The organism is Aquamicrobium sp. LC103 (assembly GCF_001014615.2).
In the GTDB taxonomy this organism is placed as follows: Bacteria; Pseudomonadota; Alphaproteobacteria; order Rhizobiales; family Rhizobiaceae; genus LBCQ02.
Genome location: NZ_LBCQ02000006.1, coordinates 259,026 through 273,561, shown reverse-complemented (window position 1 = coordinate 273,561; position 14,536 = coordinate 259,026). Strand labels below are relative to the sequence as shown.

The window sequence follows — 14,536 nt, the reverse complement described above, 5'->3', positions numbered from 1 at the left end:
TCCTTCACGTCTTCACGCCGCACGTCTTCACGCCGCCCCGGGGGCCGAAACTCACGAGCCAGTGCGCTGGGTCTGCTGCAATTCGGATGCGGGGTCGAGCTGCTGGTTGGCGATGCGCACCTCGACGCCGTCGCGGACGTTGTGGATGCCCTCGGTGACGACGGTGGCATCGAGGCCGAGATCGCCGGAAACCAGCACATTGTTGGTGTTGCGCTGGATGATCTGGACCGGTACGCGCTTGGCGCGGCCGGCATCCACCACCCAGACGAAGGCGCCGTCGGTACCCCACTGGATCGCCAGCGGGTCGATCGACGGGTAGGTGTCGCCCGGGAATCGCATCGTCACCTGAAACGACATGCCGGCCCGCAGCGCGTCGTCGGCGTTCAAAATACGGGCCTGGACGCGCAGCGTCCGGCTCTGGGGATCGATGCGGTTGTCCATGGCGCTGATCTCGCCGCTGAACTGTTCGGTCGGACGCGCAACGGACGTCGCGGAAACCGCCTGGCCGATGTCGACCATGCCGGCAAAGCGCTCGGGTATCCAGAATTCGATGACGATCTCGGAACGGTCGTCGATGGTGGCGACCTCGGTCTGCGAGGTGACGTAATTGCCGGCGGACACCGGCAATATGCCGACGATTCCGGAGATCGGCGCCGTTACGGAGCGGCGCTCCAACGCCAGCTGCGCCTCGCGAAGCCCGAGGCGGGCATTGCTGAGCTCAAGCTCGGTCTCGGTGAGCTGCACCTGCGTCGCCGTGTTCGAGGTGCGCAGCGCCCTGATCCGCGCGAGGCGCGCCGTGGCGTCCTCCAGCGCGAAGTTGGCGCGGTCGAGCGCGATTTCCTCGGTATCGGAATCGATCCGCGCTATGACGCTGCCGGCCTCGACGCGGGAGCCCGACTCGACGAGGATTTCCGTCAGCCGGCCTGCGGTGAACGGGGTCACCGAGACCGATCTCAGCGCGCGGCCGGAGCCTATCGCCGTAAGCCGGTCGTTGATGGTCGCCGTCTCGACCGGGGCGGTGACGACGACGCCGGACGCCGCGCCCCCAGCCGGACCGCGCATGCCGCCATCGGCGGCGGGGCCGTCTTCGGGAGAACCTGAGAAGAAACGCATCCAAACGCCGGCTGCGACCACCAGCGCCACCGCGCACATCAGCAACTGCTTCCAGAAGGACATCAAGCACCCCGGTTTTGCGGCGAGAAAATCACCGTTCCCGGCAAAGCCGGACCTCAATTCTCATGCAATTTGCGTGCTGCGCCTCGCAGCGCGGCATTGCGTGGCAAGCTTTATGCCAATTCTGCAGCGTCCTTGCACCAGCTTTATCATTAAATATCGGTAATTTGACTACGGCGCCATCAGGCCTGGCGCAGCAGCTCCATCTCGCGGATGCGCCGCGCGGCATCCTCGCCCAGCCTGCGGGTCGTCTCGGCCACGAGCGTCTCGGCGACCACGAAGAGCGCGGCGGAAGAATCCCAGGTGGAAGGGACGGCCGTGCGGCCGGCGATCACGTGCTGGGAAAAGCGGGCGATGGGCGACAGCCATTGATCGGTGAACAGGATTATCTGAGCGCCGCGTCCATGCGCCTTCTCGGCGAAGCGCATGAGACTTTCCTGGTAGCGCCGAATGTCGAAAAGAAGCACGATGTCCTGTTTCCCCATATCGATCAGCCGGTCGCGCCAGTTGCTTTCCTGGCCCGCGAGATGGACGACGTTGGAGCGAATGACGGTGAGATGCGCGGCCAGATAGGCGGCGATCGGGTCGCTGAAGCGGCCGCCGAGGAGAAAGACGCGGACCTTGGGATTGCAAAGGCTCGTCAACACCGCCTGCAACTGGCTCTGCGGCAGATGGCGGAAGGTCTCGCGAATATTGTCGATCGTCGTCGCCACCATCGGCGTGCCGTCGTCCTGCCGCTCGCCGGCGGCATCGGTGGCGCGCGAAAGCGGCGACTGCAACTGAGCGGCCAGCTCCTCCTGGAGCGCGGACTGGAACTCGGGATAGTTCTGAAAGCCGAGCCGGGAGACGAAACGCAGTATGGTCGGCGAGCTGACGCCGGCCTGAAGCGAGAACTCGGCCACCGTCTTCAGCCCCAGGAGCGGATAGTTGGCGACCAGCACCTGAGCGGCGCGGCGCTCGCCCGCCGGCATCGCCTCCAGCCGCTCGGCTATCCGTTCGGCGACGCTCGCTCCCATTGGCAGGATCCTTGCTCCCCTTGCTGTTTCCGGCGGCGAAATTTCCTACTTCGCCGTGCGGAAACCGGTTTGACAAACTGCATCATTGTGTATGAAATCATCCATCGAAGCGCAATAACAGTAAATACGTAACATTCATTACGCGCTGCAGGGGAATGGGGGATGATGGAAATCCGTCCGGACCAAGATGTTTCGGCCGCTCGCGGGCAGGTGATGCCGCGCGCGATCGGGCGTCGCGACGCGCGGCTTTTCACGGGACCGGCGGGACCTCCGTCATCATCCTGAATTCTGCGGCGATCTTCACGAAACGGCACATTCCAGCGCGGAGCATATGATGGCGGGAGTTCCAACCTTCGATCAGTTGAAGAAAGCGGTTTCGGCCGGCGATATCGATACGGTGCTCGCATGCGCCGTCGATATGCAGGGCCGGCTGATCGGAAAGAGGTTCCTGGCGAAATATTTCGTGGAATCCGCCTATGAAGAGACGCATGGCTGCAACTACCTGCTGGCCAACGACATCGATATGGAGCCGGTGCCCGGCTACAAGGCGGCGAGCTGGTCGAAGGGCTATGGCGATTTCGTCATGAAGCCGGATCTTTCCACGATCCGTTTCGTGCCCTGGCTCGAAAAGACCGCGCTCGTATTGTGCGACGTGCTCGACCATCATGACCATTCCGACCTGCCGCACTCGCCGCGCGGCATCCTCAAACGTCAGGTGGCGCGGCTGAAGGAGCGCGGCTACCTCGCCTATTTCGCGTCGGAGCTGGAGTTCTACCTCTTCAGCGAAAGCTACGATTCCGCCCGGGCCAAGCATTGGCAGAATCTCGAGACGGCATCTCCCTATATCGGCGATTACCTGATCGGCATCACGACCAAGGAAGAAGGCGTGATGCGCCGCCTGCGAAACGAGATGGAGGCGGCCGGCATTCCGATCGAGAACTCGAAGGGCGAGTGGGGGCCGGGTCAGGAAGAGATCAACGTGCGCTACGCCGAGGTGCTCGACATGGCCGACCGCCACGTCGTCCTGAAGAACGGCGCGAAGGAGATCGCCGACCAGATGGGCAAGGCGATCTCGTTCATGGCGAAGTACAATTACGGTCTCGCCGGCAATTCCAGCCACATCCACAATTCGCTGTGGAGCGCCGACGGCAAGACGCCGCTCTTCTACGACAAGAAGTCCGAGTGGACGCTGAGCGAGCTCGGTCGGCAATGGGCGGCCGGCCAGCTCAAATATGCCAAGGAATTCACCTGGTTCCTGGCGCCCTACATCAATTCCTACAAGCGCTTCCAGGCGGGCACCTTCGCGCCGACCAAGATCATGTGGAGCGAGGACAACCGCACCGCCGGTTTCCGGCTCTGCGGCGAGGGCACCAAGGGCATCCGCATGGAGTGCCGTATCGGAGGCGCGGATCTCAATCCCTATCTCGCCTTCGCGGCGCTGATCGCGGCAGGGCTTGCCGGCATCGACGAGAAGCTCGAACTGCAGAAGCCCTTCGTCGGCGACGCCTACCAGGCCAGCCGCCTGCCGGAAATCCCGAAGACGCTACGCGAGGCGACGGAGACGATGGCGAAGTCCAAGATGTTGAAGCAGGCGCTCGGCGAGGACGTGATCGAGCACTATGTCCATACCGCGCGCTGGGAGCAGCTCGAATATGACCGCCGCGTGACCGACTGGGAGCTGCACAGGGGGTTCGAGCGCTATTAGAAACACCACCGGAGATTCCAGATGGAAACCGTGAAACTCAAATCTCCCGTCGACGGCTCGATCTATGCCGAACGGCCGATCGCGACGGACCAGGCCGTGAACGCGGCGGTCGAGCGCGCCAGGGCCGCTCAGGTGGAATGGGCGAAGACCTCGATCGCCGAGCGCGGCCGCTGCATGCTGGCGATGCTGGAGGCGCTGGTTGCGATGAGCGACGAGATCGTGCCCGAGATCGCCTGGCAGATGGGCCGCCCGGTGCGCTACGGCGGCGAGTTCGGCGGCGTCAAGGAACGTACCAGCTACATGGTCGAGATCGCTGAAGCCGCGCTGAAGCCGGTGATGGCGTCGAACCCGAAAGACGGTTTCCGCCGCTATGTGAAGAAGGAGCCGCTGGGTGTGGTTCTGGTGATCGCGCCATGGAACTATCCTTACCTCACCGCGGTCAACACCATCGTTCCGGCGCTGATGGCGGGTTCGACCGTGATCCTCAAGCATGCCGCGCAGACGCTGCTCGTCGGCGAACGTTTCCAACAGGCCTTCGACAAGGCGGGCCTGCCGAAGGGCGTGTTCCAGAACATCGTGCTGAACCACGCCCAGACCGAGAAGCTGCTCGGCTCGGGCAAGATCGACCATGTGAACTTCACCGGGTCGGTCGCCGGCGGGCGCGCGATCGAAAAGGCGGCCGCCGGCACGTTCATGACGCTCGGCCTGGAGCTCGGCGGCAAGGATCCGGCCTATGTGCTGCCGGACGCCAAGCTCGACCATGCGGTGGCGAATCTCGTCGACGGCGCCTTCTATAATTCCGGTCAATGCTGCTGTGGCATCGAGCGGGTCTATGTCCATGAGAAGGTCTATGACGAGTTCGTCGAGGGCTTCATCGCCGAGACCAAGAACTATGTCGTCGGCAATCCGCTCGATCAGGCGACGACGATGGGGCCGATGGCGCAGGCGCGCTTCGCCGACCTCGTCCGCGAGCAGAAGGCCGAGGCGCTGCGCAAGGGCGCGACCGCGCATGTCAACATGAAGGTCGACCAGGACAAGGCCGGCTCGCCCTATCTCGCGCCCGAGGTGCTGACCGACGTCGATCATCAGATGAGCGTCATGCGCGAGGAGAGTTTCGGTCCGATCGTCGGCATAATGAAGGTGCGCAACGACGAGGAGGCGATCGCGCTGATGAACGACAGCCCCTACGGGCTGACGGCGTCGGTCTGGACCAGCGACATCGAGCATGCGGTCGCGATCGGCGACCGCGTCGAGACCGGCACCGTTTTCATGAACCGCTGCGACTATCTCGACCCGGCGCTGGTGTGGACCGGCGTCAAGGACACCGGCAAGGGCGCCGGCCTGTCGCAGATCGGCTACGACAACCTTACGCGGCCGAAGAGCTACCATCTGCGCGAGCAGATTTAGAGGTCGAGATGAGCCGCTATGTTGTTGAGGGCCGTCATCCCGGAAACCGAAGCGAAGCGAAGGTTATCAGGGACCCATTGGTCCGAAAATCGACAAGCGTGGCCCGGTCCTCAACATTGCGTGTGTCAGAAGCGTCGCATGTATCCGCGAGCCGGCCGCGCTGCTCGATAGATCCCGGATAATCTCCGCTTCGCTCCGGTTTCCGGGATGACGCTGTTGTTTTCCGTCTTGCTACAACAAGTTCTCGCTTTCGAAAGACTCTCCCATGTCCAAACTCATCTCCAAATGGAACTATCCCACCACAGTCCGCTTCGGCGCGGGCCGCATCTCGGAACTGCCGGACACGCTTGCCGCCACCGGCATCAAGAAGCCGCTCTTCGTCACCGATCCTGGTCTCGCCAAGCTTCCGGTCACCGCGAAGACGCTGAAGCTGCTCGACGATGCGAAGATCGCCTACGGCGTCTTCTCCGACGTCCAGCCCAATCCGGTGGAAACGAACCTCATCGCCGGCATAGAAGTCTTCAGGAAGGGCAAGCATGACGGCGTCATCGCCTTCGGCGGCGGCTCGGCGCTCGACCTCGGCAAGCTGATCGCTTTCCAGGCTCAGCAGAAGCGGCCGGTGTGGGATTTCGAGGACGTCGGCGACTGGTGGACGCGAGCCAATGCCGACGCCATCGTGCCGATCGTCGCCGTGCCGACCACGGCCGGCACCGGCTCGGAAGTGGGACGCGCGGGCGTCATCACCCATGAGGCGAGCCACACCAAGAAGGTTATCTTCCACCCTAGGATGCTGCCGGCGATCGTGATCGCGGATCCGGAACTGACCGTCGGCATGCCGCCCTTCATCACCGCCGGCACCGGCATGGACGCGCTGGCGCATTGCCTGGAAGCCTATTGCGCGCCGGGCTACCATCCGATGGCCGACGGCATCTCCGTGGAAGGCATCCGGCTCGTCTTCGAGAACCTGCCGAAAGCCTACGCCGATGGAAAGGATCTGACGGCGCGGGCGAACATGATGTCGGCTGCCGCGATGGGCGCCACCGCCTTCCAGAAGGGCCTCGGCGCCATCCACTCGCTGTCGCACCCGATCGGCTCGCTCTACGACACGCATCACGGCATGACCAATGCCGTCTTCATGCCCTATGTGCTGGCGTTCAATCGCGAGGCGGTCGAGGAGCGGATCGCGCGGCTTGCCGCCTATTGCGGCATCAAGGGCGGCTTCGACGGTTTCATGAAGGCGATCCTGAAGCTCAGGAAGGAGCTGAAGGTGCCGAACACGCTTCCCGGCCTGATCAAGGGGCTGGAAATGGACAAGAAACGGAAGACGCTGATCGCCGAGATGGCGATCGTCGATCCGACGGCCGGCGGCAATCCGGTGAAACTGACCAAGAAGGCGGCGCTCGCTTTGCTGGACCAGGCGCTGGAAGGCACTTCCTGACGGGGTTTCGGGCCTTGTCTTGCAAGGGTGAAGAAGAAAGGAGATGCGCCTAAATTATTAGCCGGAAAACAACTTGGGCAGATTGCCGAAGTCAGACAAACGTAGTTAACTTTTCGGGCCGCGGGCGTTGCGGGTCGAGTATTCATCTACCTGTCACATGACATCGCTAACCGCATCGCAGGCGTCATTTGGCGTCAGTTAAACGGAGAGACAAAATGCTCAAACGCACCGGAACCGCGCTGTCGATCACGGCAGCAGCGCTGATGGTTTCGACGGCCCTCTCGTCCGCGCAGGACATCGCGGAACTGGAAGCGGCGGCGAAGGCCGAAGGCATGCTCACGACGATCGCGTTGCCGCACGACTGGTGCGGCTACGGCGATGTCATCGCCGGCTTCAAGGCGAAATATCCCGAAATCACCGTCAACGAGCTCAACCCGGATGCCGGTTCGCAGGACGAGCTGGAGGCGATCAAGGCCAACAAGGACAACAAGGGCCCGCAGGCTCCCGACGTCATCGACGTCGGCTTCGCGTTCGGTCCGGCGGCCAAGGATGAAGGCCTTACCCAGCCCTACAAGGTCTCGACCTGGGACACGATCCCGGACGATGCCAAGGATGCGGAAGGTCACTGGTATGGCGACTACTACGGCGTCCTTTCGTTCGCGGTGAACACCGACCTCGTCGAGAACGTGCCGCAGGACTGGGCCGACCTGCTGAAGCCGGAATACGCCAACAGCGTCGCGCTGGCTGGCGATCCGCGTGCTTCGAACCAGGCGATCCTGGCGGTGCAGGCCGCGGGTCTCTCGACCGGTGCCGCCGCGGGCGAGGCCGCCGCCGACGCCGGGCTCAACTATTTCGCTGAGATGAACAAGGCGGGCAATTTCGTGCCGGTGATCGGCAAGACGGGCACGCTCGCGCAGGGAGCGACGCCGATCGTCATCAACTGGGACTACAATGCGCTCACCGGCCGCGACACGCTGGCCGGCAATCCGCCGGTCGAGGTGGTGGTGCCGAAGAGCGGCGTGGTCGCCGGCGTCTATGTCCAGGCGATCAGCGCCCATGCGCCGCATCCGAACGCGGCCAAGCTGTGGATGGAGTACCTCTACTCCGACGAGGGTCAGCTCGGCTGGCTCAAGGGCTACTGTCATCCGATCCGCTTCAACGATCTGGTGAAGAACGGCAAGGTGCCGCAGGATCTGCTCGACAAGCTGCCGCCCGCCGAATCCTATGAGAAGGCGGTTTTCCCGACGCTCGAACAGCAGGAATCGGCCAAGGGCGTGATCACGTCGAAATGGGACAGCGTCGTCGGCGCGAACGTCCAGTAAAGACGCGCGAAGCGGAAGCGCCCGTCCGTGCGGCGGGCGCTTCCCAATAACAACGAAAACGACACTGAGGGGTACGGGCCGCGATGGCGGACACTACCACGGCGGCAACGGCGCTCGGCGCGTCAGGCCGGCAGCGGATGACGTTCGCATGGCTCGGCATCCTGCCGTTCATGCTCTTCGCCCTGCTTTTCCTGCTGCTGCCCACGCTCAACATCGTCATCGGCGCGTTTCAGACGCGCACCGGCGAGTTCACGCTTCAGAACATCTTCAACCTGTTTCAGCCGTCGATCCTGTCGGCCTACTGGATATCGATCCGCATCAGTCTCGCCTCGGCCTTTCTCGGCTGCCTGATCGGCTTCCTGATAGCGGCGTCGGTGGTTCTTGGCGGGCTGCCCGCCTGGATACGCGCGCCGCTTCTGACCTTTTCCGGCGTCGCCTCGAACTTTGCCGGCGTGCCGCTTGCCTTCGCCTTCCTGGCGACGCTCGGGCGGCTCGGGCTCGTTACCGTGCTGCTGCGCGAATGGTTCGGCGTCAACATCTATGCGATGGGCTTCAACCTGCTTTCGTTCTGGGGTCTGACGATCACCTATCTCTTCTTCCAGATCCCGCTGATGATCCTGATCGTCACCCCGGCGCTCGACGGGCTGAAGCGGGAATGGCGCGAGGCGGCGTCGATCCTCGGCGCCTCGAGTTTCCAATATTGGCGCATGGTGGCACTGCCCATCCTGTGGCCGACGCTGCTCGGCACGCTGGCGCTGCTCTTCGCCAATTCCTTCGGCGCGGTGGCCACCGCCTATGCGCTCACCGGCAGCTCGCTGTCGATCGTTCCGATCCTGCTCTTCGCGCAGATACGCGGCGACGTGCTGCAGGATCCGCATCTCGGCTACGCGCTCGCCTTCGGCATGATCGTGGTGACCGGCATCGCCAACGGCCTCTATATCTGGATGCGTACCCGCAGCGAACGGTGGATCAAATGAAGATCAACCGTTTCTGGTCCTGGCTCGCGCTCTTCTTCGGCATTCTCTATTTCGCGCTGCCGCTGATCGGCACGCTGGAATTCTCGCTGCGCATGCGCCGCGGCGAATACAGCCTCGACGCATACCGCGTCGTGCTGGGCGATCCGCGCTTCCAGGCGACCTTCAGCTATTCCGTGGCAATGGCGGTCGCCACGATCATCGTCGGCGTGCTGCTCGTGGTGCCGACCGCCTACTGGGTGCAGCTCAAGCTTCGCCGCTGGCGGCCGATCATCGAGTTCATCACGCTGCTGCCGCTGGTCATTCCGCCGATCGTCATCGTGTTCGGCTATATCCGGCTCTACAACACCTCGTCGTTCCTGCCGCTCACCGGCTCGGCCTGGGGCACCAACCTTCTCCTGATGTTCGGTTACGTCGTGCTGGCGCTGCCCTACATGTATCGCGCGGTCGATACCGGCCTCAGGGCGATCGACGTGCGCACGCTGACGGAGGCGGCCGAGAGCCTCGGCGCCGGCTGGCTGACGATCATGACGCGCGTAATCCTGCCCAACGTGCTGGTCGCGGTCCTGTCCGGCGCGTTCCTGACCTTCGCGATCGTCATCGGCGAATTCGTGCTTGCCGCTCTCCTCAACCGGCCGGCCTTCGGGCCATACCTGCAGCTCGTCGGCGCCAACCGCGCATACGAGCCGGCGGCGCTCGCGGTCATCGCGTTCTCCATCACCTGGGTCTGCATGGGTCTGATCCAGCTCGTCACACGTTTCCAGAAACACACCTTCGCAAAGCGCTGAGCCATGGCCTATCTCGAAATCAACGATTTGCAGAAGGACTTCGCCGGGCTTCGCGTGGTGAAGAACTTCAACCTTTCGGTCGAACGCGGCGAGTTCATCTCGTTCCTCGGCCCGAGCGGCTGCGGCAAGACGACGACGCTGCGCATGATCGCCGGCTTCGAGGCGCCGTCGTCCGGCATGATCCGCATCGACGGCAGGGACGTGGTCGACCTGAAGCCGAACCAGCGCAACATCGGCATGGTGTTCCAGGCCTATGCGCTGTTTCCCAACATGACGGTGGACCAGAACGTGGCGTTCGGGCTGAAGGTGGCGGGCCGCCCGAAAGCGGAGATCGACGCCACGGTCAAGGAGATGCTCGGCCTCATCAAGCTCGACCACCTCGGCTCGCGCTATCCGTTCCAGCTTTCCGGCGGCCAGCAGCAGCGTGTCGCTCTGGCGCGCGCGCTGGCGATCAAGCCGAAGGTGCTGCTTCTCGACGAGCCGCTTTCCGCGCTCGATGCGAAGATCCGCGTCTCGCTGCGCGAGGAGATCCGCGCCATCCAGAACAAGCTCGGCATCACCACCATCTATGTAACGCACGACCAGGAGGAAGCGCTCTCCATGTCGGACCGCATCGTGGTGATGAACGAGGGGAGGGCCGAGCAGATCGGAGCGCCGTTCGACATCTACAACCGGCCGGCGACGCGCTTCGTCGCCTCCTTCGTCGGCACGTTGAACCTGTTGCGCGCCGTCGTCGCCGACCCGACGCACGGCATGGTCGAGATCGGCCGAGCGAAGATCGACCTCGGCCGGCAATTGCCCGAGCGCAAGGCGGGCGACCCGATCTCGGTTGCGCTGCGGCCCGAAGCGGTCTCGCTCGCGGCGGCCGACGGCCGTTCCGCGCGGCTCGAGGGCAAGGTCCGCGACGTGAGCTTCCTCGGCTCGGTGATCCGCGTGAACGTCGACGTCGGCGGCGACCGCATTTCGCTCGACACGTTCAACACGCCCTCGACGCCGCCGCCCGTCGTTGGCGAGACGGCAGCGGTCAATTTCGCGCCGGAGGACGTGCTCATCCTCGACGCGTGAGGGTATCCTGCGAGAGCGACAACGGTGCGGCCTGCATTCCGTCCGCACGACTACGCGGTTTCGCGATTTGCTTCGACGAAAATCTCAGCGTCGCCCCGCGCCCGCTGCTGCCCCATCGCCGTTCTCACCAGCCGGCGATAGAGGTTGCGGCACTCGCTTGCGACCCTTTGCTTCAAGGATTTGCGTTCCTTGTGAAAGGTCGGGCTGATGGTGCTTACGAAAGGGCCTGCCGATATCGCGTCGTCGATATGTCGAAGCTGGGTGAAAACGCTGGGAACCAGCGTCCACATGTTGCAGCGCTCGACCAGCTCGAAATAGATCAGAAGATCGACGGGATGCGAATATCTCGGAGACAGTTCGAGCAGCTTTTGGGCGCCTCTCCGGGAAAGCACATAGGCAGCCGCGCCGATTATGCCCGAACGCAAGCGTTTGACTTCGTGGCCGCTCGCCAGTTTGATGCCGTCCCGACGGTCGACCCAGACCTTCATGGACCAGGATTCGAGGCGGATAAGGTCGGCGCCAGGGATCAGCAGGCGAGGGTCCCTTAGCACGGCGCCGGCCAACGCACTGAGAACGACATCGTCCTCGAGAACGAGCGCGAATTCGTCCTCCCCCTCTGCGATGAACTCCCAGCATCTTCGGTGGCTGAGATAGCAACCGAGTTCGCCGCCCATCGGATACCGCGGGCAGTTCGCGCCGATCCATACATCCATGTCCTCGCGCGGCCATTGCCGCGCATCGACGGCGGAAACCCTTTCGAAGGTGATGCCGGCCGCGCCGAGGGCTTCCTCCATACGGCGCAAGCGTTCGATAGATGCATCCAGATTTATGAGCAAGGTACGCATGGACGCGAGATACACGTCGAAGCTTGCGCCATGGTGGAGCGTGCAATTCAATGCTCCGTTCGGCGGAGTGCGTATGCGCCCGAACCGTGTATGTCGGTCGAAATAGCCGCTTGTCCGGCGTGGTCTAACGCCTTGAAATTCCAGGGAGTTCGGATGGTGGGCGTGACAGGGATTGAACCTGTGACCCCTACGATGTCAACGTAGTGCTCTCCCGCTGAGCTACACGCCCATCCGCGCCGCGCATACACCACAGAACATGCGCCGGCGTCAATAGCGAAATCCGCCTGTTTTCCCTCGTATGAAACAACCGTGGGGAAGAAAGGCGGAAAACCTCTCAGGCCGCGTGCAGCAGCTTCTCCACCTCGCTCACCAGCTCGCGCAGGTGGAACGGCTTGGAAAGCACCTTTGCGTCCTTGGGAGCCTTGGAATCCGGGTTCAGCGCGACGGCGGCGAAGCCGGTGATGAACATCACCTTCAGGTCGGGATCGATCTCGGTCGCACGGCGCGCCAGCTCGATGCCGTCCATCTCCGGCATGACGATGTCGGTGAGAAGCAGCGAGAAGGGCTCCTCGCGCAGGCGCTCATAGGCACTCGCGCCATTGTCGAAATCGCTTACGTCATAACCGGCCCGCTCCAGCGCCTTGACCAGGAACCGGCGCATGTCCTCGTCGTCTTCAGCCAGCAGAATTCTTGCCATCGGCTCCGTCCGAATCAAATCATGAGGCCCGCGACCGGGCCCCGTTAACCATCCCGCTATATGAGAAGCCGATGGTAAACATCAAGTGAATGCGGACCCGTGGAAAGTCGGGCGACAGCGGCTCCAGCACAAGTATTTGACTGCTCGGCGCTCTGGACATGGGCCACGCCAGATGGCAGTTTTCCAGGGTCAGGACAACGAAGTACGGGTTTTCATGCATCAATGACGGCAGCCTCCGATTTCGCGGCAACGCCGCCATTCGCCACCCGATGCGCCGCCGAGCAGCGCGTGCCCTTCGTTTTCAATTCCCCGCACAGCGGCAGGTTCTATCCCGAGCGCTTCCTGGCCATGACGCGCCTCGACGCGAACGGCATCCGCCGGTCGGAGGATTGCTACGTCGACGAATTGTTCGCGGGCGCCGTGGCGCTGGGGGCGCCCATGCTCGCGGCGAATTTTCCGCGCGCCTATCTCGACGTGAACCGGGAGCCGTGGGAACTCGATCCCCGCATGTTCGCGGAGCCGGTTCCGCCTTACGCGAACACACGTTCCGCCCGCGTTGCCGGCGGGCTCGGCACGGTGCCGCGCCTCGTCGGCGAAGGCCAGGAGATCTATTCCGGCAAGCTGAGCCTCAGCGAGGCGATGTGCCGGGTCGAAGTGGTCTACAAGCCCTATCACGAATGCCTGAAGCACCTGCTGGCCGAGACGCATGCGGCTTTCGGCTATGCGGTGCTCATCGACTGCCATTCCATGCCGGCGAGCGTGCGGCTCGGCGACAGCGGCATCAGGCCGGACTTCATCATCGGCGACAGGTTCGGCGTCGCCTGCTCGTCGGCGCTTTCGGACGCGGCGATCGGGTTGCTCACCGCGATGGGCTACACGGTGGCGCACAACAAGCCCTACGCGGGCGGCTTCATCACCGAGCATTACGGCCGCCCGGCCAAGGGGCTCCACGCGCTGCAGATCGAGGTGAATCGCGGCCTCTACATGAACGAGAAGACGTTCGAGAAGACCAGTGGCTTCGGGGCGCTTGCGACCGACCTCGCCCGGTTCACCGCCGACATCATGGCGCTGCCCGACTACAGCTTCCACGGCATGCCGCTCGCCGCGGAATAGGCGCTCCCGCGATTTCAAAAAAAGACCGCATCGTTCGCACGACGCGGTCGAAGTCTAGGGAGGAAACGCCCAAGGAGGGCATAGACAGGAAACCCTGTCCGATTCAGAGTTTATGTTGCGTTGCACAAAAGTCAAGGCTTTCCAAATCTTTTCTGTAGGTTAGAGAGATCGGCGAGACGTCCCCTTGGGTTCGGAGGTTAAGATGACCGTTTCGGTCGAGTTCATGCGGCGCCTGGCGGCGGCGGCGGCCGAGCAGACGCTGCCGCGATTTCGGCAGGCGGGCGCTGTCACCAACAAGCTGGAAGGCGGGTTCGATCCGGTTACCGAAGCCGATCGCGAGGCCGAGCGCGCGATCCGCGCGCTGATCACCGCGGAATTTCCCGATCACGGCATATTGGGCGAGGAGTTCGGCGCCGAGAATGCCGACAAACGGCATGTCTGGGTGATCGACCCGATCGACGGCACGCGCGCCTTCATTTCGGGCCTGCCGCTGTGGGGAACGCTGGTCGGCCTCACCGATGGCGGCGACGCCGTGGCCGGCATGATGTCGCAACCCTTCACGGGAGAGCTTTTCTGGGCCGACGGCGAGGGCGCGCATTACGAGGGGCCGGGAGGTCCGCGGCGGCTGCGGACACGCCCCACGCGCGACGTCGCCGAGGCGACGATCTGCACGACCACGCCGGCCCTGTTCCGCGACGGGAAGAGGGCCTGCTACGACCGGCTCGAGGCGGCCGCCCGGCTGGCGCGTTACGGCACGGATTGCTACGCCTATGCGATGGTCGCGGCGGGGCAGATCGACCTTGTGGTGGAAACGGGCCTGCAGCCCTACGACATCGTCGCGCTGGTACCTATCATCGAGCGGGCGGGCGGCAAGATAACCACCTGGGACGGCGGTCCGGCCGAGAGCGCCGGCGACATCGTGGCGGCGGCGACTCCGGAACTCCACGCAGCCGCGCTCGAAATCCTGAACGGCTGAGCCGAGCCGACGCGGAA

At 63.6% G+C, this 14,536-nt stretch carries 13 protein-coding genes and 1 tRNA gene; 9 read left to right on the top strand and 5 right to left on the bottom strand.

Going from position 1 to position 14,536, the window contains the following annotated elements; translation table 11 throughout:
- Window positions 1–51: 51 nt before the first annotated feature.
- Window positions 52–1,176: an efflux RND transporter periplasmic adaptor subunit gene (locus tag XW59_RS13935; protein WP_047145925.1), complete on the bottom strand. Its 1,125-nt coding sequence runs from the start codon at window positions 1,174–1,176 to the stop codon at window positions 52–54.
- A 179-nt stretch (window positions 1,177–1,355) separates the two neighbouring features.
- Window positions 1,356–2,189: a MurR/RpiR family transcriptional regulator gene (locus XW59_RS13930; protein ID WP_047145924.1), complete on the bottom strand. Its 834-nt coding sequence runs from the start codon at window positions 2,187–2,189 to the stop codon at window positions 1,356–1,358.
- 334 nt (window positions 2,190–2,523) lie between these two features.
- On the opposite strand from XW59_RS13930, the gene XW59_RS13925 reads away from it, so the two are divergent.
- The 7 genes from XW59_RS13925 to XW59_RS13895 all read left to right on the top strand — a co-directional run bounded on the left by XW59_RS13925 (window position 2,524) and on the right by XW59_RS13895 (window position 10,888).
- The gene (locus XW59_RS13925) at window positions 2,524–3,894 is read left to right on the top strand and encodes a glutamine synthetase family protein (protein ID WP_047146059.1); all 1,371 of its coding nucleotides are present in this window, start codon (window positions 2,524–2,526) and stop codon (window positions 3,892–3,894) included.
- A gap of 21 nt (window positions 3,895–3,915) precedes the next feature.
- On the top strand, window positions 3,916–5,301 hold the full coding sequence (locus XW59_RS13920) for an aldehyde dehydrogenase family protein (protein WP_047145923.1): 1,386 nt from the start codon (window positions 3,916–3,918) through the stop codon (window positions 5,299–5,301).
- Window positions 5,302–5,566: 265 nt separating this feature from the next.
- Window positions 5,567–6,739: an iron-containing alcohol dehydrogenase gene (locus XW59_RS13915; protein ID WP_047145922.1), complete on the top strand. Its 1,173-nt coding sequence runs from the start codon at window positions 5,567–5,569 to the stop codon at window positions 6,737–6,739.
- A gap of 215 nt (window positions 6,740–6,954) precedes the next feature.
- Window positions 6,955–8,061, top strand: coding sequence for an ABC transporter substrate-binding protein (locus XW59_RS13910; protein WP_047145921.1), 1,107 nt, complete (start codon window positions 6,955–6,957; stop codon window positions 8,059–8,061).
- A 137-nt stretch (window positions 8,062–8,198) separates the two neighbouring features.
- A complete protein-coding gene (locus XW59_RS13905) occupies window positions 8,199–9,038 on the top strand; it encodes an ABC transporter permease subunit (protein WP_206077713.1) in 840 nt (279 codons plus the stop codon).
- 2 nt (window positions 9,039–9,040) lie between these two features.
- On the top strand, window positions 9,041–9,823 hold the full coding sequence (locus tag XW59_RS13900; RefSeq protein ID WP_047146058.1) for an ABC transporter permease: 783 nt from the start codon (window positions 9,041–9,043) through the stop codon (window positions 9,821–9,823).
- Window positions 9,824–9,826: 3 nt separating this feature from the next.
- Window positions 9,827–10,888, top strand: a complete 1,062-nt coding sequence (locus tag XW59_RS13895) for an ABC transporter ATP-binding protein (RefSeq protein WP_047145919.1) — start codon at window positions 9,827–9,829, stop codon at window positions 10,886–10,888.
- A 50-nt stretch (window positions 10,889–10,938) separates the two neighbouring features.
- Here XW59_RS13895 and XW59_RS13890 read toward each other — a convergent pair whose 3' ends face one another.
- From XW59_RS13890 to XW59_RS13880, 3 genes are all read right to left on the bottom strand, one after another.
- Window positions 10,939–11,733, bottom strand: coding sequence for a glycosyltransferase family 25 protein (locus XW59_RS13890; RefSeq protein WP_281406230.1), 795 nt, complete (start codon window positions 11,731–11,733; stop codon window positions 10,939–10,941).
- A gap of 154 nt (window positions 11,734–11,887) precedes the next feature.
- Window positions 11,888–11,962 (bottom strand) — tRNA-Val (locus XW59_RS13885).
- A 105-nt stretch (window positions 11,963–12,067) separates the two neighbouring features.
- Entirely contained in the window at window positions 12,068–12,430 is a 363-nt protein-coding gene (locus XW59_RS13880; protein ID WP_047145917.1) for a response regulator, read from the bottom strand.
- 222 nt (window positions 12,431–12,652) lie between these two features.
- On the opposite strand from XW59_RS13880, the gene XW59_RS13875 reads away from it, so the two are divergent.
- On the top strand, window positions 12,653–13,543 hold the full coding sequence (locus XW59_RS13875; protein WP_047145915.1) for an N-formylglutamate amidohydrolase: 891 nt from the start codon (window positions 12,653–12,655) through the stop codon (window positions 13,541–13,543).
- A gap of 202 nt (window positions 13,544–13,745) precedes the next feature.
- Window positions 13,746–14,519, top strand: coding sequence for a histidinol-phosphatase (gene hisN, locus XW59_RS13870; RefSeq protein ID WP_137327025.1), 774 nt, complete (start codon window positions 13,746–13,748; stop codon window positions 14,517–14,519).
- The last annotated feature ends 17 nt before the right edge of the window (window positions 14,520–14,536 follow it).

Bases quoted from the DNA above. Each gene is read 5' to 3' on its own strand.
- XW59_RS13880 (WP_047145917.1), bottom strand. From the start codon at position 12,430: ATGGCAAGAATTCTGCTGGCTGAAGACGACGAGGACATGCGCCGGTTC.
- hisN (WP_137327025.1), top strand. From the start codon at position 13,746: ATGACCGTTTCGGTCGAGTTCATGCGGCGCCTGGCGGCGGCGGCGGCC.
- XW59_RS13915 (WP_047145922.1), top strand. From the start codon at position 5,567: ATGTCCAAACTCATCTCCAAATGGAACTATCCCACCACAGTCCGCTTC.
- XW59_RS13875 (WP_047145915.1), top strand. From the start codon at position 12,653: ATGACGGCAGCCTCCGATTTCGCGGCAACGCCGCCATTCGCCACCCGA.
- XW59_RS13930 (WP_047145924.1), bottom strand. From the start codon at position 2,189: ATGGGAGCGAGCGTCGCCGAACGGATAGCCGAGCGGCTGGAGGCGATG.
- XW59_RS13920 (WP_047145923.1), top strand. From the start codon at position 3,916: ATGGAAACCGTGAAACTCAAATCTCCCGTCGACGGCTCGATCTATGCC.
- XW59_RS13935 (WP_047145925.1), bottom strand. From the start codon at position 1,176: ATGTCCTTCTGGAAGCAGTTGCTGATGTGCGCGGTGGCGCTGGTGGTC.
- XW59_RS13905 (WP_206077713.1), top strand. From the start codon at position 8,199: ATGACGTTCGCATGGCTCGGCATCCTGCCGTTCATGCTCTTCGCCCTG.
- XW59_RS13925 (WP_047146059.1), top strand. From the start codon at position 2,524: ATGGCGGGAGTTCCAACCTTCGATCAGTTGAAGAAAGCGGTTTCGGCC.
- XW59_RS13890 (WP_281406230.1), bottom strand. From the start codon at position 11,733: ATGCGTACCTTGCTCATAAATCTGGATGCATCTATCGAACGCTTGCGC.
- XW59_RS13910 (WP_047145921.1), top strand. From the start codon at position 6,955: ATGCTCAAACGCACCGGAACCGCGCTGTCGATCACGGCAGCAGCGCTG.
- XW59_RS13895 (WP_047145919.1), top strand. From the start codon at position 9,827: ATGGCCTATCTCGAAATCAACGATTTGCAGAAGGACTTCGCCGGGCTT.